Consider the following 18,205-nt stretch of genomic DNA (forward strand, 5'->3'; position numbering starts at 1 on the left):
GCGTGGGCCTCGGCGTGGGGGAGGGGGTGGGGGCAGTCGAGGACGGAGTCACCGGGCCGCCGGGCGTGGAGCCCGGTCTCCGGATGACCTCGACTGCGGGGAGCACCCGCCGTGTCTTCCTGTCGTTCACGGTTGTACGTTACCTGATGCGCGAGAGCCGGGCATGCCCGGGCTCACGGCTGGGGGGATGCTGAAAAGTCCACCTTCCACCCGGACGGTTCCCTCACCATCCGGACCTCGCCCGACCTTCCCGCCGAGCGCACCACCAAGGTCGCCACGTCGCCCTCCTGCCGGAGCAGCGAAACCTCCTGAACATCCGGCGGCACCGGGACATTCGCGAAGAACAGCGCGAGCGGCTCCGGCTTCACCATTCCCCCCGACGCGTCGCTCACCTGCTGCGCCCGCGTCTTCAGGACCTGCTGGGTCTGTTGTGACAGCCCCGCGTATGCCTTGGGCAGCTCTCCGCGCTGCACGTGTCGGTGGAACGTCTGGTAGGCCCCCACGGGGGTGTCCGGCTGCAGCCGGCTGCAGCCGCCCAGGGCAAGGAGGGCGAACAGCAGCCAGGTCGTCATCGCGAGCGGGCGCATGGGGCCTCCGATTTAGGTCAAACCGCCGCCGTGGGGAAGCGGGAGGTGTGTCACGCCGCGTGCTGGTGGACGCGATTGCGGCCCGTTCCCTTGGCGGAATACAGGCTCGTGTCCGCCGCGCGCAGCAGGGCCTCCGTGCCCGGAAGGTCGTCCGCGGGCACCGTCGCCACGCCCAGCGACGCGGTCAGCTTCACCTCCTGCGACATTCCGTCCGGCGACGTCCACGTCAGCTCCAGCCGCTCAATCGCCTCGCGCACCCGCTCGCACGCCCGGAGCGCGTCCTGGGGGGCCGCCTCCGGCAACAGGGCAATGAACTCCTCGCCGCCGTAGCGGGCCAGCAGGTCCACCTCCCGCAGCGTCGCGCGCGCCGTGTGCGCCACCGCGCGCAGCACCTCGTCCCCGAAGGGGTGGCCGAAGGTGTCGTTGATGCGCTTGAAGTGGTCGATGTCCAGCATCACCAGCGACAGCGGGGAGCGGTACCGGCGCGAGCGCATGAACTCCTCGCTCAGCCGCTCCTCGAAGTAGCGCCGGTTGAACAGGCCCGTGAGCGCGTCCGTGCGGCTGAGCGCGAGCAGCTCCTGCCGGCGGCGGTCCAGCTCGCGGTTGGCCCACTCCAATTCGCGGTTCTTCTCCAGGAGCGCGTCCTGCAGCGCCTTGAGCCGCAGCATGGACTTCACGCGCGCGCCCAGCTCCAGCATGTCGAAGGGCTTCACCAGGTAGTCGTCCGCGCCCAGCTCCAGCCCCTCCACCTTGCCCGCCGCCTGCCGGGCCGTCATCAGGATGACGGGGATGAAGCCGAAGCCGCCCTCGCCCGCGTTCGCCTTGACGATGCGGCACACCTCCACGCCGCCCAGGCCCGGCATCTCCACGTCCATCACGATGAGGTCCGGCCGGCCCGCGCGGATGGCGGACAGCGCCTGCGCCCCGTCCAGCGCTTCCTTGAAGACGTAGCCGTGCGGGGCCAGGCCCTCACGCACGTGGCGGATCTGCGCCGGATCATCGTCCACGATGAGCACGGTGCGCCCGGAGAAGTCGTTGGCGGGTCCGCTCCTGCGCACGCCCTCCGGCATCCGTTTCCTTTCGGCTTCCGGCATGAGGCGCCCACCCCCCAACAGGATGCGGTCGTGGCCCGACGTCGCGAGTGGCCCCCGGGGCGGGAACCCCGTGGGTGGATTCTCCTCCGGGTGGAGGGCGCTGCCAAGGGCCCTTCCGGGCACCCGCGGACACGAGGCCGCCGGGCGTCCAGGGCCTGACAGGCGCCGGTGAAACTACGGCGCGGGTTTCACCAGGCGTGCGCGGTACACGGGCTCTCCGGACGACAGGTAGCGCCGCTCGCGGGTGGAGGGCACCTCCTCCGGGTCGTACGGGTGGAACACCCCGGCGCCCAGCGGGTTGTGGAAGCCCGCGCCCTCCAGGATGCCCAGCATGGCCACCGCGCGGTCCTGCACGTCGGTGCGCATGTCGAAGCGGCCGCCGGGCTTGAGCAGCCCCAGCATCACCTTCGCGAAATCAGGCTGCACGACCGCCCGCTTGGCATGCGAGCGCTTCCACCACGGGTCGGGGAACTGCAGGTGGATGACGTCCAGCGACCCGGGGGCGAAGATGCGCGGCACCACGAAGCGCGCGTCGGATTCGACGACGCGCAGGTTCTTCATGCCCGCCTTCTCCGCGCGCATCTGCGTGTCGCGCGCGTACTTCTTGCGCCACTCGAAGGCCACGAAGCGCACGCCGGGGTTTCTGCGGCAGTACTCCAGCGCGTGCCCGCCCGCCCCGGAGCCGATCTCCAGCTCCAGCGGCCCCGTGAAGCCGAACTCCGCTTCCCAGTCCGGGGGCGCTTCCAGGGGGACGAACTTGAGGCCGACCGGTTCAGGGAGCAGGGCAGGGCGCATGGCGGGAACGGGGGGCCTCTAACCATGGAGCCGCGTGGGTTGGCCAGGGCAAAAGCGCGCGGGGTGGTATAGGGAAGGGCCATGAAGGTCTTCCAGTCCGTGTCCGAGGCGGGCCGCCAGCTTCAGGGGCAGGCCCTCGCGCTGGGCAACTTCGACGGCGTGCACGTGGGCCACCAGGCCCTCTTCGCGGAAGCGCTTCGCCACGCCCCCTCGAACGCGCTCACCTTCCAGCCCCACCCGGGCAAGGTGCTCCAGCCGGACCTGGCGCCCAAGCTGATTACGCTCTTGCCGCGCAAGCTGGAGCTGCTCTCCGCGTGCGGCCTGTCCCACGTGGTGGTGCAGTCCTTCACCCGCGACTACGCGCGCTCCACGCCGCAGGACTTCGAGGCCGCCCTCTTCGACACGCTGGGCGTGGGCCACGTCGTCGTGGGCAGCGACTACACCTACGGCGCCCAGCGCGCCGGCACCGTCACCACGCTGCGCGACGCCGCGGCGAAGCGGGGCGCCCGGGTGCACGTCGTGCAGCCGGTGAACGTGGACGGCGTCGTCGCGTCCTCGTCGCGGATCCGCGAGTACATCCTGGAGGGCAGGGTGGGCGCGGCCAGGCGCCTGCTCGGCCGCCCGTTCGACCTGGATGGCACGGTGGTCTCCGGCGCGGGCCGGGGGCGCACCATCGGCTTTCCCACCGCCAACGTGGACACGCAGAACGAGCTGCGGCCCGCGCCCGGCGTGTACGCCATCCGCGTGCGCCTGCTCGCGGAAGCAGAAGGGCCGTGGCGGCCGGGGGCGGCCAACATCGGCGTGAAGCCCACCTTTGGTGGCACGGAGGTCACCATCGAGGCGCACCTCCTGGACTTCACCGGCGACCTCTACGGCAAGGAGCTGCGGGTGCAGTTCCTGGAGCGGCTGCGGCCCGAGCAGCGCTTTGGCTCCGCCGCCGAGTTGGTGGGTCAAATCAAACGCGACGTGGAGGCCGCCCGCACCGTGGTGGCCCGCGGCGACGGGTAGGGCTCCAGATCCCAGGGGCGGCCCTCTGGAAGGGGGCTCCGGACAGCAAGGGAGCACGCCAGGGCGCCTTGACAGGCCGCGCATCGGTTTCCTCTAATCCGGGAGGATCCGTGCCAGGGCTTCAGGCCCCTGTAGCATGGCCTCATTCCCCCCCGCGGGTCCCGCTGACAGCCGGGGCTCTGGCTGTTCCCTCCTCACGCTCAAAGAGGCATCCCAGAAATGTCCGGTCGACTCGGTGAATTGCTGGTGCGCGAGAACCTCATCTCCGTCCAGCAACTCCGCAAGGCGCAGGAGGAGCAGCAGAAGAGTGGCGCGCGCATCGGCACGGCGCTCATCAAGACGGGCGCCATCGAGGAATCGAAGCTCACCGACTTCTTGTCGAAGCAGTACGGCGTCCCGGCCATCAACCTGAAGGACTTCGACATTGATCCGGACATCATCAAGCTCGTGCCCAAGGAAGTGGCCGAGAAGCACCTGGTGATCCCGGTCAACCGCGCAGGGCCCTCCCTCATCGTGGCCATGTGCGACCCGTCCAACATCTTCGCGGTGGACGACCTGAAGTTCCTCACCGGCTACAACATCGAAGCCGTCGTCGCGTCGGAAATCTCCATCCGCGAAGCCATCGAGCGCTACTACGCGGAGAAGGGCCCCTCGCTGGAGGACATCGTCGGCGACGTGGGCGACGACATCGAGGTCGCCAAGGAGGAGCAGGAGAACGTGGATGAGATGGCCAAGGCCGCGGATGACGCGCCCGTGGTCAAGCTGGTGAACCTCATCCTCATGGACGCCATCAAGAAGGGCGCGTCCGACATCCACATCGAGCCGTACGAGAAGGACTTCCGGGTCCGCTTCCGCATCGACGGCGTGATGTACGAGGTGATGCGCCCGCCCATGAAGCTGCGCAACGCCATCACCAGCCGTCTGAAGATCATGGCGTCGCTGGACATCTCCGAACGGCGCCTGCCGCAGGACGGCCGCATCAAGATCAAGATCGGCGGCGGCAAGGAGATGGACTTCCGCGTGAGCGTGTGCCCCACGCTCTTCGGCGAGAAGGTCGTGATGCGCTTGCTCGACAAGAGCAACCTGCAGCTGGACATGACGAAGCTGGGCTTCGACCCGCAGCCCCTGGCCTGGTTCAAGGAGGCCATCGACCGGCCCTACGGCATGGTGCTGGTGACGGGCCCCACGGGCTCCGGCAAGACGACGACGCTGTACTCCGCGCTCTCCAGCCTCAACGACGTGGGCACCAACATCTGCACCGCGGAGGACCCGGTCGAATTCAACTTCGCCGGCATCAACCAGGTGCAGATGCACGAGGACATCGGCCTGAACTTCGCGGCCGGCCTGCGCTCCTTCCTCCGCCAGGACCCCGACATCATCATGATCGGTGAGATCCGCGACTTCGAGACGGCGGAAATCGGCGTGAAGGCGGCGCTCACGGGCCACCTGGTGCTCTCCACGCTGCACACCAACGACGCCCCGGGCACGGTGAGCCGCCTGCTCAACATGGGCATCGAGCCGTTCCTCGTGACGGCGTCGCTCAACCTCATCCTCGCCCAGCGTCTGGCGCGCCGCCTGTGCCCGGCCTGCAAGCGCCCCGCGGAGAAGGTGGACGAGCAGGCCCTCATCGACGCGGGCATCCCGCCGGACAAGATTGGCACCTTCACCATGTACGAGAAGGTCGGCTGCCGCGACTGCAACGACCGCGGCTACCGCGGCCGCGTGGCCATCTACGAGGTCATGCCCTTCTGGGATGGCCTCAAGGAGCTGGTCATCAACGGCGCCTCCGCCGCGGAGCTCAAGCAGGAGGCCATCCGCCTGGGCATGAGCAGCCTGCGCATGAGCGCGCTCAAGAAGCTCATGGACGGAATGACGACGCTCGAAGAGGTCGTGGGCAACACCGCGCCGGACCGCTTCTAGTCACCCCACCTCCTCCCCACACTTCTTCCTCCGACAGGACACGCATCCGTGGCCAACCTGCACCAGCTCCTCAAGGCGATGGTCGAGAAGGGCTCTTCCGACCTCCACATCACCACCGGCTCGCCGCCGCAGCTCCGCGTGGACGGTGAGCTCGTCCCGCTCAAGACGGCGCCGCTCACGCCCGTGGAGACCAAGCAGCTCTGCTACTCCATCCTCACGGACGCCCAGAAGCACAAGTTCGAGGAGGAGAACGAGCTGGACCTGTCGTTCGGCGTGAAGGGCCTGTCGCGCTTCCGCGCGAACATCTTCATGCAGCGCGGCGCCGTCGCCGGTGCGTTCCGCACGATTCCCTTCAAGATTTTGACGTTCCAGGAGCTGGGCCTGCCGCCGGTGGTGGCGGAGCTGGTGAAGAAGCCGCGCGGCCTCATCCTGGTGACGGGCCCCACGGGCTCCGGCAAGTCCACCACGCTGGCCTCGATGATCGACAAGATCAACACCGAGCGTCATGAGCACATCATGACCATCGAGGACCCCATCGAGTACCTGCACCCGCACAAGAACTGCCTGGTGAACCAGCGCGAGGTCGGTGCGGACACGCGCAACTTCAAGACGGCCCTCAAGTACATCCTCCGCCAGGACCCGGACATCGTGCTCGTCGGTGAGCTCCGCGACCTGGAGACCATCGAAGCGGCGCTCACCATCGCGGAGACGGGCCACATCTGCTACGCGACGCTGCACACCAACAGCGCGGTGCAGACCATCAACCGCGTGCTGGACGTGTTCCCCCCGTACCAGCAGCCCCAGGTTCGCGCGCAGCTGTCCTTCGTGTTGGAGGGCGTGATGAGCCAGGCGCTCGTCGCCAAGCAGGGCGGCCCGGGCCGCGTGCTGGCCCTGGAGGTCATGGTGCCCAACCCCGCCATCCGGAACCTCATCCGCGAGGACAAGGTCCACCAGATCTACTCGTCCATGCAGGTGGGTCAGGCGAAGTACGGCATGCAGACGTTCAACCAGGCGCTGGCCGCCCTTCTGGCGCGCCGGGTCATCTCCCAGGACGAGGCCTTCGGCCGTTCCTCCGACCCGGAGGAGCTGCGCAACATCCTCGCCTCGGGCGGTGGACCGGGTGGAGCCCAGCGGCCGGCCGGGGGAGCGGGCGCCCGTTAGTTTTGGGGCATGAAAATCACAGGTTAGACTCCTCGCCCTCCCCGGAGGTCCCGTCATGGCAGCACCTGCAGTGCAGCAGAAGGCGACAGCGTCCAAGAAGAACACGGCCCAGTTCCTCTGGGAGGCGAAGACCAAGAGCGGGGAGAACAAGAAGGGCGAGATGGAGGCCTCGGACGTCGAGGCCGTCAACGCGCGCCTGAAGTCCCTGGGCCTCAACCCGACGAAGGTGCGCAAGAAGAGCGCGCTCGACGGGGAGATAACCCTGCCCGGCATGGGCGGCGTGACGGGCAAGGACATCCTCATCTTCACCCGTCAGTTCGCGACGATGATCGACGCGGGCCTGCCGCTGGTGCAGTGCTTGGACATCCTGGCCAGCCAGATGGACAACCCCGCCTTCAAGAAGGTGGTGTTCGCCATCAAGAGCAAGGTGGAGCAGGGCAGCACCTTCGCGGACGCGCTGAAGGAGCACCCCAAGGTCTTCGACGAGCTCTACGTGCAGCTGTGCGCCGCGGGCGAGGTGGGCGGTATCCTCGACACCATCCTCAACCGGCTCGCCGCCTACCGTGAGAAGAACGAGAAGCTCAAGGCGAAGGTCAAGGGCGCCATGACCTACCCGACGGTGGTCATCCTGGTGGCCATCGGCGTGACGGCGCTGCTGCTGCTCAAGGTGACGCCCGTCTTCGAGAAGATGTTCTCGGACTTCGGCTCCGCGCTGCCGGGCCCCACGCAGGTCGTCGTGGACATGTCGAAGTTCGCCCAGGCGTACTTCCTCCACACCGTCGTGGCCATCGGCGCCATCGTCTTCGCCTTCACCTGGAGCTACCGCCAGCCCAGGGGCCGCAAGTTCTGGGACAAGACCTTCCTCAAGCTGCCCCTGTTCGGCGACGTGCTTCGCAAGGTGGCGGTGGCGCGCTTCACGCGCACCCTGGGCACGATGATCTCTTCTGGTGTGCCCATCCTGGACGCGCTGGACGTGACGGCGAAGACGGCCGGCAACCGCACGGTGGAAGAGGCCATCTACTACGTGCGCGGGAAGATCGCCGAGGGCAAGAACATCGCGGGTCCGCTCCTGGAGACCAAGGTGTTCCCGTCCATGGTGGTGCAGATGATTGGCGTCGGTGAGGCGACGGGCGCCATGGACACCATGCTCAACAAGATCGCCGACTTCTACGACGACGAAGTGGACACGGCCATCGGCGCGCTGACGTCGATGATCGAACCCATCCTGATGGTGTTCCTCGGCGGCGTGGTCGGCGGCTTCCTCATCGCCATGTACCTGCCCATCTTCTCGCTTGCCGGCGCGATCAAGTAACGCGGTGGCGCGAAGCGTGGCCCCGGGGCTGCGCTCGCGCCTGGTGTGGCTGGTGTTGTTCCGCACCGTGGCGGCGAGCCTGTCGCTCGTCGTGACGGTGGTGCGGCTGGTGACCCAGCCCGTGCAGGAGCCCAGCCGCGCGGACTCTTTGTCGTTCGCGGTCATCGCGGGCGCCTACCTCCTCACCGTGGTGACGGGCCTGCGGCTGCGCCGGGGCACGGCCGGGCGCCTGGACGCCACGGTGCAGGTGGTGGGCGACGTGCTCATCGCCACCGGGCTCGTCTACCTGAGCGGCGGCGCGGACTCCCCGCTCACGTTCCTCTACAGCCTGGCCGTCATCGGCGCGGCGGTGGTGCTGGACTGGCGCGGCGCGCTGGTGGCCGCGGCCGTGTCCACGTTCGCCTTCACCGCGCTCTTGCTGGTGATGGGGCTCACCACGCCCGCGGGCAGCGTCATGGTGTCGCCCTCGCGGGTGCTCTTCGTGCTGGGCAGCAACGCGCTGGCGCTGGTGCTCATCGCCGTCCTGTCCGGCTACCTGTCGCGCCAGCTGTCCGCCACCGGCGGCGCGCTGTCCCAAAGCGAGGCGGACCTGCGCCGGCTGGGGCGGCTCCAGCAGCTCATCCTGTCCTCCATGCCGTCCGGGCTCGTCACCTGCGACGTCCACCGGCGCGTCACCTTCCTCAACACCGCGGGCAGCGGCATCCTCCAGGAGGACGCCCTCGCGTGCGTGGGGCAGCCCCTGGAGAAGCTGCTGCCGGGCGTGTCCACGCTGGCGCCGCGCTCCATCCGGAGCGAGCTGCCAGTGCAGACGCCGGGCGGCAAGCGGGTGCTGGGCCTGTCGGTGTCGCCCCTGGAGGGTGAAGCGGGCGCGCTGCTCATCGTCTTCCAGGACCTCACCGACCTGCGGCGCATGGAGGAAGACCTGAAGCGCACGGACCGGCTCGCGAGCCTGGGAACACTCTCCGCGCAGCTCGCGCACGAGCTGCGCAACCCGCTGGCCTCCATGCGCGGCTCCGCGCAGCTGCTGGCCCAGGAGCAGTCGCAGGACGCGGTGGTGCAGCGGCTCACCGGCATCCTCACGCGCGAGTCGGACCGGCTGGCGCGGCTGGTGGAGGACTTCCTGCGCTTTGCCCGCCCGCCCCAGCCGCAGCGCCGCGCGGTGGCGCTGGACACGCTGGTGTCGGAGACGGTGGACATGCTGCGCGCGGACCCCCTCACGCGCGAGGTGACCCTGGAGGTGCGGGTGCCCCAGCCGCTGACGGCGCAGGTGGATCCGGATCAGCTGCGCCAGGTGCTTATCAACCTGGTGCGCAACGGCTGTCAGGCGGCGGGGGCGCGGGGCACGGTGCGCGTGGCCCTGGCACGGGCGGACCAAGAAGCGCAGATTCGGGTTTGGGACTCGGCCGGCAGCATCACGGAGGAGATGATGGGACACCTGTTCGAACCGTTCTTCACCACGCGGAGCGGTGGCACCGGGCTGGGCCTGTCCACCGCGCACTCCCTCATCCGCGCGCACGGCGGCACCATCCGCGTGACATCGCACCCGGCTGAAGGCACCGAATTCCTGGTGGGGCTGCCGCTGTGAGCGCGCTCCATGAGGGGGGGCCGCGCGGCCACGTGCTGGTGGTGGACGACGAGCTGTCCATGCGCGAGTACCTCGAAATCCTGCTCGTGCGGGACGGCTACGCGGTGACGAGCGTGCCCGCGGTGGCGGCCGCCTGCGAGGTGCTGGCCCGGGACTCCGTGGACCTGGTCATCTCCGACATGAAGCTGGGCCCCGGCGGCAGCGGGCTGGACGTGCTGCGGGCGGCGCGCGCGCGCAAGGAGCCGCCGGAGGTGGTGCTCATCACCGCCTTCGGCACGCCCTCCTCCGCGGTGGAGGCCATGCGCGAGGGCGCCTACGACTACATCTGCAAGCCCTTCGACAACGAGGAGCTGCGGCAGCTGGTGCACAAGGCGCTGGAGAAGCGCGCGCTGCGCCAGGAGAACATCACGCTGAAGGAGCGGCTCCTGCCGGGCCTGGGCGGGCTGATGGTGGGCTCCAGCCCCCGCATGCGCGCGCTGTGGCACCTGGTGGAGAAGGTGGCCCCGGGGCGCAGCACGGTGCTGGTGACGGGGGAGAGCGGCACCGGCAAGGAGCTGGTGGCCCGGGCCATCCACCTGCGCGGCCAGCGCGCCGCCCAGCCCTTCCTGCCCTTCAACTGCGGCGCCCTCAACGAGGGCGTGCTGGAGAGCGAGCTCTTCGGCCACATGAAGGGCTCCTTCACCGGCGCCACGCACGAGCGTCCGGGCCTGCTGGTCTCCGCGGGCGAGGGCACGGTGATGCTGGACGAGGTGGGGGAGATGCCCCTGTCCACGCAGGTGAAGCTCTTGCGCGTGCTGCAGGAGCGCAAGGTGAAGCCCGTGGGCAGCGCGGCGGAGATTCCCTTCCACGCGCGCGTCATCGCCGCCACCAACCGCCGGCTGGAGGCGGAGGTGAAGGCGGGGCGCTTCCGCGAGGACCTCTTCTACCGGCTCAACGTCATCACCCTGGAGCTGCCCGCCCTGCGCGAGCGCCCGGACGACATCGCCCCGTTGGCGACCCACTTCCTGGCGCGCCTGTCGGAGGAGCTGGGCCGCCCGGCGCTGCGGTTCGCCCCGGAGACGCTGGCCCTGATGGAGCGCTACGCGTTCCCGGGCAACGTGCGCCAGTTGCAGAACATGGTGGAGCGCGCGGCCACGCTGTCGGACTCGGACCTGCTGGGGCCCACGACGCTGCCGCCCACGGTGCGCGGCGAGGCGGAGCCCCAGGCCCGCTCCGGCGAGGCCGGCGAGCCCGCGATGGGGGCGGGCTTCAACCTGGAGCGCCACCTGGACGACAGCGAGCGGCGCCACCTGCTGGCCGCGCTCAAGCAGGCGCAAGGGGTGAAGACGCGCGCCGCGGAGCTCCTGGGGCTGTCCTTCCGCTCCTTCCGCTACCGGCTGGCCAAGCACGGCCTCACCGAGGAGCTGGACGAGCCGACGCCCCGGGCCTGAAGCCCGGGGCCAGCGTGCCTCACGTCAGCGGAAGTCGCGCCGCTCGAAGATGACGGTGGCCAGGGCGATGAGCACGCCCGCCCACGCGACGCTGTAGGCCGCGCCGGACAGGAAGGTGCTGGCGTCCACCGGCAGCGCGTACGTGGCCTGCGGACGGAAGTTCACCCGCTCCAGGTTGGGCAGCGCGTAATAGATTGTCTTGCCCATCACCTGGATGAACGTGCTCTCCGAGCGGCTGGCGATGGCGTAGAGGTCGCCCGTCAGGTGCCCGGTGAAGTACAGGCCCGTGGTGGCGATGGCCGACACCGCCGGGCCCGCGAAGCTGGAGAAGAGGATGCCCACGCTGCTGATGACGAGCAGCTCGAACCACAGGCCCGCGCTCGCCAGCAGCTGCGTGGAGGTGATCTCCGCGCGGAACAGCAGCAGTTGACTCAGGAAGACGAGCGTCATCGCCACCAGCAGCGCGCCCAGCGTCAGCATGGTGCCGGCCAGCCGCGCCAGCAGGAACTGCGTGCGAGACACAGGCTTGCTCACCACCAGGAAGATGGTGCGCCGCTCGATTTCGCGGCTGAGCAGGCTGCTCGACAGGAACACCGCCAGGAAGACGAGGATGATGCTCATCATCCCCAGGCCGAAGTCCGTCAGCACGCGGTCGAACGTGGTGACCGTCACCTCCGTCACCAGCGTGGAGGAAAGCAGCACCACCGCGGCGAACACGCCCACCACCACCGTCACCCGGTTGCGGCGCGCCTCGCGAAAGCCATTCCACATCATCGCGCTGAAGGCGCTCATGTATTGATCTCCCCGCCCACGGTGGACGCGCGCCCGGACTCCTTGAGCGCGTTCATGAACAGCTGCTCCAGCGAGAACCGCGCCGGCTGCACCTGGTTCACCCGGCCCCCGGCGCCCAGCACGCCGCTCAAGAGCCGCTGGGTGTCCACGTCCGACACCTGGAGCAGCACGCGGCCATCGAGCGCCTGGAGCGACTCCAGGGGAATGCCCAGCCCCTTCACCGCGTCCGGCGCCATGCCCTCCACCACGACCTCCACGGTGGGCACCTGCGCGGACACCAGCTCCCGGACGCTGCCTTCGCGCACCAGCCGTCCGCCCACCAGCACCGCCAGCCGGTCGCACAGCGACTCGACGTCCGGGATGATGTGGCTGCAGAAGAGGACCGTGGTGCCCTTCTCCCGCTCCGCCAGGATGAGGTCGCGCATCTGGCGGCGGCCCAGCGGATCCAACCCGCTTGTCGGCTCATCCAGGATGAGCAGCTTCGGCCGGCTCACCAGCGCCTGGGCCAGCGCCACGCGCTGCACCATGCCCTTGGAGTAGCGGCGGATCTGCAGCTTCTCCGCGCCCGCCATCTCCACGGAGCCCAGGACCTCCTTGACGCGCACGTCCAGCTCCTGGCCGCTCAGGCCCGCGAGCTGTCCGGCCAGCGTCACGAACTCCCGGCCCGTGAGGTACTCGTACGGGGCGGGGTTCTCCGGCAGGAAGCCCACCAGCCGCCGGGTGGCGGCCGCATCCACCGGCTGGCCGAAGATGCGCGCGACCCCGCTGCTGGGGCGCACCAGGTTCATCAAGATCTTGATGGTGGTGGACTTGCCCGCGCCGTTGGGGCCGAGCAGGCCGTAGATCTGCCCGGCACCGACCTGGAGGTCCAGCGACTGCAGGGCGCGCACGGTGCGGTTGAACCAGAAGCCGACCTTGTAGGTCTTGGCGAGCCCCTGGGCCAGGATGGGAGGGGCGTCAGGATGGGGTGTCGTCATGGCGCTTGGGTCGTCCGGGGCTTGGGCAGGATGCGTTCGCCGCTTTCGTCCTTCTCGTCCTGGATGAGCTCCAGCCGGAACCTGGAGGCGTTGGAGTAGGCCCGGCCGTCCTCGCCCAGGAAGAACTCCCCGCCCAGCGGATCCGCGGGAAGCATGCGCAGGTCGCCCGCGGTCACCAGCGCGGGCAGCGTGTCGGGCAGGCGTCCCTCGCGAGCGCGGTAGCGGGCGATGGCCTCGTCGATGCCCCGGAGCACGCGCTCCTGCTGGATCTCCTGGATGCGCTGCTCGTAGAAGGCGCGCGACTCCTCGTCCTCCGCGCTGTCGCGCAGCGCCAGGGTCAACGACATGCTCGCGTCGAAGTCACCGGACTGCGCGTACAGGCGCGTCGCGAGCGCGGCGAAGTAGGGCGGGGCACCCTCCCACCGGGACATCTCCTGGATGAGGTCCGCGGCTTCCTTGTACTTCCGCTCGAAGAACATCAGGTTGTACGCGAGCTGGAAGGTCAGGGGCTGGTCGTGGGGGACGTTCGCCACGCCCTTGCGCAACAGGGCCGTGGACTCCGCCGTGTTGAGGTAGCCGCCCTTGCCCGTGTAGACGGGGATGGTGAGGCCTCCGTAGAGGTACGCCTGCCGGAACTTCGGATCCAGGTTCGTCACCAGCTCCGCGTAGTCGGAGACGTGGAGGTAGTCCTCCGCCCGGACCGCGCTGCCAATGCGGTTGAGCATGAGGATCCAGAAGTAGTCCGTCACCAGGCCCTTCTGCGCGGTGAACAGCGCCTTGAGCAGGTCGGGGCGTGGGAGCAGGGGACCGCCGCCTTGCCTGCGCGGGGGGACGGGCGGCGCGGACAGGAGGGCTACCAGCAGCAGTCCCGGAACGAATCGCAGCAGGGGCAGCTTTCGCATGGCCTCACGAAACGACAACGGGACGCCCGAAATGCCCGGGCGCCCCGTTGATTGTGCCATGTCGAGCCGCTTCGGTGAATCAAATGAAGCGAGCCCGGCAGGCTTGCACGGCGTGCAGCGAATTAACCGCCGCAGCTCACGTCGTTGAACGCGTTGGTGGGCTCGCCCGCGACCAGGTTCAGGCCGTTCGGGGTGTCCTCGTCGATGCCGCAGGGGTTCTGCACGACGGCCTCACCGGCGACCGTGTTGGACGTGATGCCCCAGGTGTCACCCTCGGGATCGTTGTCCACGTTGCCGATCGCCGTCGCGTTGAACGAGCAGTTCGGGCACGTGTCGATGTCCGGGTTCACGCCCACCGCGTTGACGGCGTCCGCGGCGGCCGGCCCCGTGGGGAACTTCAGCGCGTCCTGGCCGATGCAGCCGAGGATGGCGCCCGGGCGGCGATCCGTGGGGGTCGCGTTGACGGGGGTGTTGCAGGCCGTGGCCATGCCGTAGCTGTAGCGGTTGCCGGCCTCGGGATCAAAGCCGATGACCGTGAAGTTCACCTGGTACTTGTCCTTCTCTCCGAAGTACGCCTTCTGGGCCGTGAAGATGGCCTTCAGGTTCGTCTTCGCCTCCGACTGCTTGGACTTCGCCTGGAAGCGGATGAAGTTCGGGATGGCGATGGCGGCCAGGATGCCGATGATGGCGACCACGATCATCAGCTCGATCAGGGTGAAGCCACCCTTCTTCCGGAAGAGACGGTTCATCATGTTTGGGAACTCCGCGGCAGGCAGAGGGGGGTTGAACGACGTGCGAACTCTTAGCATGAAGAGTGCCAGGCCGAACACTTCGCCCAACCACCGGGATTCCCAGGGCAGGCGGCCGAGGCAGGGGGTGGATCACCGGCGGGCCTGCCAATTTTTGTCACTGACGCTGACGGTTTTCGTCCTCCATCGCGCAGTCGCCAGCTTCGGAAGCGGCGGGTAGGATTCCGGCCCCGTGACGTTCACCTACGCGCCGGGCTGGGCCGAGCCCCTCTTCATCCTCTTCCTGTTCATCCTCGGCCTGTGCATCGGCTCATTCCTCAATGTCGTCATCGCACGGGTGCCCGAAGGGCTGAGCATCGTGCGACCCGGGTCCCGCTGCCCCAAGTGCGGGCACGTGCTCGCCTGGTACGAGAACATCCCCGTCCTGTCGTGGCTGGGGCTGCGCGGGAAGTGCCGAGGCTGCGGCATGCCCATCTCCCCGCGCTACGTCCTGGTGGAGCTGCTCACGGGGCTCCTCTTCCTCGCGTGCCTCAAGCGCTTTGACTGGACGTACGCGCTGGTGCCCGCGCTGTTGCTGGTGTTCCTGCTGGTGCCGCTCACCTTCATTGATCTGGAGCACTGGATCCTGCCCTTGTCGCTCACCGTGCCGGGCATCGTGGCGGGCATCGTGCTGGCCATTCCCCTGGGCCAGGACGCGGTGGTGAACGCGGTGGTGGGCGCGTCGGTGGGCTTCCTCACCTTCCGCTTCATGGAGTACGTGGGCTGGAAGCTCTTGAAGAAGGAGGCGCTGGGCGGCGGGGACAAGTTCCTCGTCGCGTTGCTGGGTGCGTTCCTCGGCTGGCAGTCGCTGCTCGGCATCCTCTTCTTCTCGTCGTTCCAGGGCTCCATCGTGGGCGTGGCGATGCTCGCCCTCACGGGCCGGGCAGGCCCTCGCGGCGAGGAGAAGGAGGATCCGTCCAAGGCCCCTGCCGACGAGGAGCCGGAGGAGCCCGCGTCCACGATGACGTGGGAGTTCACGAAGCCCGGATTGCCCTGGTGGAAGCGGGTGGCGCTGGTGATTCCGTGCCTGCTCCTACAGGACATCCCGGACGTGACCCTGGACGAGGAGACGGGCGAGGATCAGTGGGAGCCCGGGGTCACCAACATCCCGTTCGGTCCATGGCTGGCGCTGGCGGGGCTGGAGGTGATGCTCCTGGGGCCGCTGCTCGCGCGCGTGCTGCCCCCGGAGGTGGCGATGATGCTTGGAGGGACGCAGTGAGGAACCCCGCGCCGGTGCGGGGATGAAGTGGCGCATCGCCAGCGTGGCGTTCCTCCTGGGCTCGCTGTCCACGGGCCTGTCGTGGCTGACGCTGCAGCCGGTGCTCATCCGCCTGCTGGACACGGCGCGCCGGCTGGCGCTGCCGGGGTCGCTGGACATGGAGAGCCTCGCGCGGATCCGCGCCTTCCTGCCGCTGGCGCTGGGGCTGGATCTGCTGGTGCTGACGCTGCTGGCCTATGGCGTGCTGGACCTGGCGGTGGGCCGCCCGCTGCGCGCCATGGAGAAGTCCGTGGAGCAGCTGGGCCGGCTGCAGCTGGACGTGCCGCTCTCCGGGCAGGGGGGGCCGTTCCTGTCGCGCATCCAGCGCGAGCTCCAGCGCATGGCGGAGGCGCTGCGCCAGGAACAGGCCCTCACGCGAGCGCAGCTGGAGGCGCTGCGCGAGGCGAACGCCCGGCTCGCGAGGGCGCAGACGGAGCTCGTCGCCTCCGAGCGCCTGGCCACGGTGGGGAAGCTGGCCGCGGGCGTGGCGCACGAGGTGGGCAATCCGCTGGCGGGCATCCTGGGCTACCTCTCCCTGGCCCGCTCCAGGGCGCAGGGGCCGGAGCTCAAGGACTTCCTGGAGCGCATCGACCATGAGGTCCTGCGCATCGACCGCATCGTGCGGGGGCTTCTGGACCTGGGCCGCCCGGCCAGCACCCAGCCCGGGCCGGTGGATGTGGGGCAGGTGGTGGAGACGTGCGTGCGGCTGGTGCGCGCCGGGCCGGAGCTGGACCGGGTGGACGTCGCCCTGGACGTGGCGCCCGGCCTGCTGGCCCGCGCGGACCCGGGCCCCCTGTCGCAGATCCTCATCAACCTGCTGCTCAACGCCGCCCAGGCCATGGGGGGCGAGGGCCGCGTGCGCGTCTCCACCCGGCGCGAGGACGCGCTCGTCCTGGTGGAGGTGGAGGACAGCGGCCCGGGCCTGTCGCCGGAGGTGCGCGCGCACCTCTTCGAGCCGTTCTTCACCACCAAGGGACGGCAGGGCACGGGCCTGGGACTCGCGGTGTCCCTGAATCTGGCCCAGGGCATGGGCGGCCGGCTGGACGCGCGCGACGGAGCGGGCGGCGGCGCGTGCTTCCGGCTATCGCTGCCAGCAGCCTGACGGCGGGGCTGGACGGCATATGATGGGCATCCCCCATGCCCCTCTTCCGCACCGTCCTCGTCGCCGACGACGAGCCGTCCATCCGCCACATCCTCACCCTGGTGCTCACCGACAAGGGCTACGACGTGCGCGCCGTCGCAGACGGGGACGAGGCCCTGCGCGAGCTGTCCACGCGCGCCTATGACGTCCTGGTGACGGACGTGCGCATGCCCAAGCGCGACGGGCTGTCGGTGCTCAGGGCCGCGCTCGCGGAGCATCCGGGCCTCACCGTGGTGGTGATGAGCGCATACGGCTCCCAGGAGCAGGCGCTGGAGGCGGTGCAGGCGGGCGCCTACGACTACGTCCAGAAGCCCTTCAAGCCAGAGGAGATCGTCCTCGTCCTGCGCAAGGCGGAGGAGCGCGAGCGGCTGGTCCGCGAGAACCGCCGGCTGCACGAGGCCCGGCTCCCCGGCGCCTCGGGTAGCCACATCCTGGGGCACAGCGCCGCGCTCCAGGCGGTGCTCAAGCAGGTGGCGCGCGTGGCCCCGGTGGACACCACCGTGCTCATCTCCGGAGAGAGCGGCACGGGCAAGGAGCTCATCGCGCGCGAGCTGCACGGAAAGAGCCGCCGCTCCGCCATGCCCTTCGTCGCCGTCAACTGCGGCGCCATTCCCCACGGCCTGCTGGAGAGCGAGCTGTTCGGCCACGCGAAGGGCGCCTTCACCGACGCGCGCACCGCCCGCCGGGGCCTGTTCGCGGAAGCCGACGGCGGCACGCTCTTCCTCGACGAGGTGGGCGAGCTGCCCCTGGGCGCGCAGGTGAAGCTCCTGCGCGTGCTGCAGGAGGGGGAGATCCGCCCGGTGGGCGAAAGCCGCGTGGAGCGCGTGGACGTGCGCGTGGTGGCCGCCACGCTGCGCGACCTGGGCAAGCTGGTGACCCAGGGCGACTTCCGCGAGGACCTCTACTACCGCCTCAACGTCGTGAACCTCATCCTGCCGCCCCTGCGCGAGCGCCGCGAGGACATCCCGCTGCTCGCCCACTCCTTCCTCCAGCGCTTCAACCGCGACCTCAACCGCGAGCCTCCGGTGGAGGGCGTCACCCCGGAGGCGGAGGCCCTGATGACGGCCTACGCCTGGCCGGGCAACGTGCGCGAGCTGGAGAACGCCATGGAGCGCGCGGTGCTGCTCGAGGAAGGCACCCACATCGCGCCCGGCAGCCTTCCGGAAAAGCTGTGGGCGGCTTCCGCACCCGCCCCGGCGGGGACGGCTCCGCCGCTACAGGCCGGGAGCGACCTGTCGCTCAAGCGCGCCATCCGGGAGCTGGAGGAGTCCTACATCCGGGCGGCGCTGCGGCGCACGAAGGGCAACCGCACCCGGGCGGCGGAGGTGTTGGACATCAGCCACCGGGCGCTCCTCTACAAGATCAAGGAGTACGGCATCGACCCGGACGCGGAGGGCGCCCGGACCTGAGGGCAGGGGAGACGCCCGGCGGGCAACCCTCGAGGAATCCTCCGGC

At 69.5% G+C, this 18,205-nt stretch carries 16 protein-coding genes; 9 read left to right on the forward strand and 7 right to left on the reverse strand.

Annotation, left to right across the window (positions count from 1 at the left end; translation table 11 throughout):
- Nucleotides 1-173: 173 nt before the first annotated feature.
- The 3 genes from D7Y21_RS17890 to D7Y21_RS17900 form a co-directional block, all read right to left on the reverse strand.
- A complete protein-coding gene (locus tag D7Y21_RS17890) occupies nt 174-587 on the reverse strand; it encodes a hypothetical protein (protein ID WP_120566311.1) in 414 nt (137 codons plus the stop codon).
- Nucleotides 588-637: 50 nt separating this feature from the next.
- Nucleotides 638-1,681 carry a diguanylate cyclase gene (locus D7Y21_RS17895; protein ID WP_120566312.1) on the reverse strand — a complete coding sequence of 348 codons (1,044 nt, stop codon included), beginning with the start codon at nt 1,679-1,681 and terminating at the stop codon, nt 638-640.
- 174 nt (nt 1,682-1,855) lie between these two features.
- Nucleotides 1,856-2,476 (reverse strand): tRNA (guanosine(46)-N(7))-methyltransferase TrmB, encoded by a 621-nt coding sequence (locus tag D7Y21_RS17900; protein ID WP_121714623.1) that lies wholly within the window; start codon nt 2,474-2,476, stop codon nt 1,856-1,858.
- An 81-nt stretch (nt 2,477-2,557) separates the two neighbouring features.
- Here D7Y21_RS17900 and D7Y21_RS17905 point away from each other — a divergent pair, with 81 nt between their 5' ends.
- The 6 genes from D7Y21_RS17905 to D7Y21_RS17930 all read left to right on the forward strand — a co-directional run bounded on the left by D7Y21_RS17905 (nt 2,558) and on the right by D7Y21_RS17930 (nt 10,892).
- On the forward strand, nt 2,558-3,484 hold the full coding sequence (locus D7Y21_RS17905) for a bifunctional riboflavin kinase/FAD synthetase (protein ID WP_121714625.1): 927 nt from the start codon (nt 2,558-2,560) through the stop codon (nt 3,482-3,484).
- 219 nt (nt 3,485-3,703) lie between these two features.
- Nucleotides 3,704-5,404: a type IV-A pilus assembly ATPase PilB gene (gene pilB / locus D7Y21_RS17910; RefSeq protein WP_120566315.1), complete on the forward strand. Its 1,701-nt coding sequence runs from the start codon at nt 3,704-3,706 to the stop codon at nt 5,402-5,404.
- 48 nt (nt 5,405-5,452) lie between these two features.
- Nucleotides 5,453-6,565, forward strand: a complete 1,113-nt coding sequence (locus tag D7Y21_RS17915) for a type IV pilus twitching motility protein PilT (RefSeq protein WP_120566316.1) — start codon at nt 5,453-5,455, stop codon at nt 6,563-6,565.
- A 55-nt stretch (nt 6,566-6,620) separates the two neighbouring features.
- Nucleotides 6,621-7,877 (forward strand): type II secretion system F family protein, encoded by a 1,257-nt coding sequence (locus D7Y21_RS17920; RefSeq protein ID WP_120566317.1) that lies wholly within the window; start codon nt 6,621-6,623, stop codon nt 7,875-7,877.
- 4 nt (nt 7,878-7,881) lie between these two features.
- Complete coding sequence (locus D7Y21_RS17925; protein ID WP_233612166.1) at nt 7,882-9,462, forward strand: nitrogen regulation protein NR(II); 1,581 nt, start codon at nt 7,882-7,884, stop codon at nt 9,460-9,462.
- Nucleotides 9,459-10,892, forward strand: coding sequence for a sigma-54 dependent transcriptional regulator (locus D7Y21_RS17930; RefSeq protein ID WP_121714628.1), 1,434 nt, complete (start codon nt 9,459-9,461; stop codon nt 10,890-10,892). Before D7Y21_RS17925 ends, D7Y21_RS17930 begins: the two co-directional genes overlap by 4 nt.
- 24 nt (nt 10,893-10,916) lie before the next feature.
- On the opposite strand, the gene D7Y21_RS17935 is transcribed toward D7Y21_RS17930, so the two are convergent.
- The 4 genes from D7Y21_RS17935 to D7Y21_RS17950 all read right to left on the reverse strand — a co-directional run bounded on the left by D7Y21_RS17935 (nt 10,917) and on the right by D7Y21_RS17950 (nt 14,315).
- Nucleotides 10,917-11,684 carry an ABC transporter permease gene (locus tag D7Y21_RS17935; protein WP_121714630.1) on the reverse strand — a complete coding sequence of 256 codons (768 nt, stop codon included), beginning with the start codon at nt 11,682-11,684 and terminating at the stop codon, nt 10,917-10,919.
- Complete coding sequence (locus tag D7Y21_RS17940; protein ID WP_121714632.1) at nt 11,681-12,661, reverse strand: ABC transporter ATP-binding protein; 981 nt, start codon at nt 12,659-12,661, stop codon at nt 11,681-11,683. Before D7Y21_RS17940 ends, D7Y21_RS17935 begins: the two co-directional genes overlap by 4 nt.
- A complete protein-coding gene (locus D7Y21_RS17945; RefSeq protein WP_121714634.1) occupies nt 12,658-13,563 on the reverse strand; it encodes a pilus assembly protein PilG in 906 nt (301 codons plus the stop codon). Before D7Y21_RS17945 ends, D7Y21_RS17940 begins: the two co-directional genes overlap by 4 nt.
- Before the next feature lie 122 nt (nt 13,564-13,685).
- Complete coding sequence (locus tag D7Y21_RS17950; protein ID WP_120566322.1) at nt 13,686-14,315, reverse strand: type IV pilin protein; 630 nt, start codon at nt 14,313-14,315, stop codon at nt 13,686-13,688.
- A gap of 229 nt (nt 14,316-14,544) precedes the next feature.
- On the opposite strand from D7Y21_RS17950, the gene D7Y21_RS17955 reads away from it, so the two are divergent.
- From D7Y21_RS17955 to D7Y21_RS17965, 3 genes are read left to right on the forward strand one after another with little or no spacing between them, the layout of a single operon-like run.
- Nucleotides 14,545-15,570, forward strand: coding sequence for an A24 family peptidase (locus D7Y21_RS17955; protein ID WP_121714636.1), 1,026 nt, complete (start codon nt 14,545-14,547; stop codon nt 15,568-15,570).
- Nucleotides 15,571-15,592: 22 nt separating this feature from the next.
- The gene (locus D7Y21_RS17960) at nt 15,593-16,711 is read left to right on the forward strand and encodes a sensor histidine kinase (RefSeq protein ID WP_120566324.1); all 1,119 of its coding nucleotides are present in this window, start codon (nt 15,593-15,595) and stop codon (nt 16,709-16,711) included.
- Nucleotides 16,712-16,746: 35 nt separating this feature from the next.
- A complete protein-coding gene (locus D7Y21_RS17965) occupies nt 16,747-18,159 on the forward strand; it encodes a sigma-54 dependent transcriptional regulator (protein WP_120566325.1) in 1,413 nt (470 codons plus the stop codon).
- Nucleotides 18,160-18,205 lie beyond the last annotated feature (46 nt).

The sequence above is a fragment of the Corallococcus sp. AB045 genome, from assembly GCF_003668895.1.
Taxonomy (GTDB): Bacteria; Myxococcota; Myxococcia; order Myxococcales; family Myxococcaceae; genus Corallococcus; species Corallococcus coralloides.

Coding starts and splice junctions, on each gene's coding strand:
- D7Y21_RS17965 (WP_120566325.1), top strand. CDS start 16,747: ATGCCCCTCTTCCGCACCGTCCTCGTCGCCGACGACGAGCCGTCCATC.
- D7Y21_RS17905 (WP_121714625.1), top strand. CDS start 2,558: ATGAAGGTCTTCCAGTCCGTGTCCGAGGCGGGCCGCCAGCTTCAGGGG.
- pilB (WP_120566315.1), top strand. CDS start 3,704: ATGTCCGGTCGACTCGGTGAATTGCTGGTGCGCGAGAACCTCATCTCC.
- D7Y21_RS17895 (WP_120566312.1), bottom strand. CDS start 1,681: ATGCCGGAAGCCGAAAGGAAACGGATGCCGGAGGGCGTGCGCAGGAGC.
- D7Y21_RS17920 (WP_120566317.1), top strand. CDS start 6,621: ATGGCAGCACCTGCAGTGCAGCAGAAGGCGACAGCGTCCAAGAAGAAC.
- D7Y21_RS17960 (WP_120566324.1), top strand. CDS start 15,593: ATGAAGTGGCGCATCGCCAGCGTGGCGTTCCTCCTGGGCTCGCTGTCC.
- D7Y21_RS17890 (WP_120566311.1), bottom strand. CDS start 587: ATGCGCCCGCTCGCGATGACGACCTGGCTGCTGTTCGCCCTCCTTGCC.
- D7Y21_RS17945 (WP_121714634.1), bottom strand. CDS start 13,563: ATGCGAAAGCTGCCCCTGCTGCGATTCGTTCCGGGACTGCTGCTGGTA.
- D7Y21_RS17940 (WP_121714632.1), bottom strand. CDS start 12,661: ATGACGACACCCCATCCTGACGCCCCTCCCATCCTGGCCCAGGGGCTC.
- D7Y21_RS17950 (WP_120566322.1), bottom strand. CDS start 14,315: ATGATGAACCGTCTCTTCCGGAAGAAGGGTGGCTTCACCCTGATCGAG.
- D7Y21_RS17900 (WP_121714623.1), bottom strand. CDS start 2,476: ATGCGCCCTGCCCTGCTCCCTGAACCGGTCGGCCTCAAGTTCGTCCCC.
- D7Y21_RS17935 (WP_121714630.1), bottom strand. CDS start 11,684: ATGAGCGCCTTCAGCGCGATGATGTGGAATGGCTTTCGCGAGGCGCGC.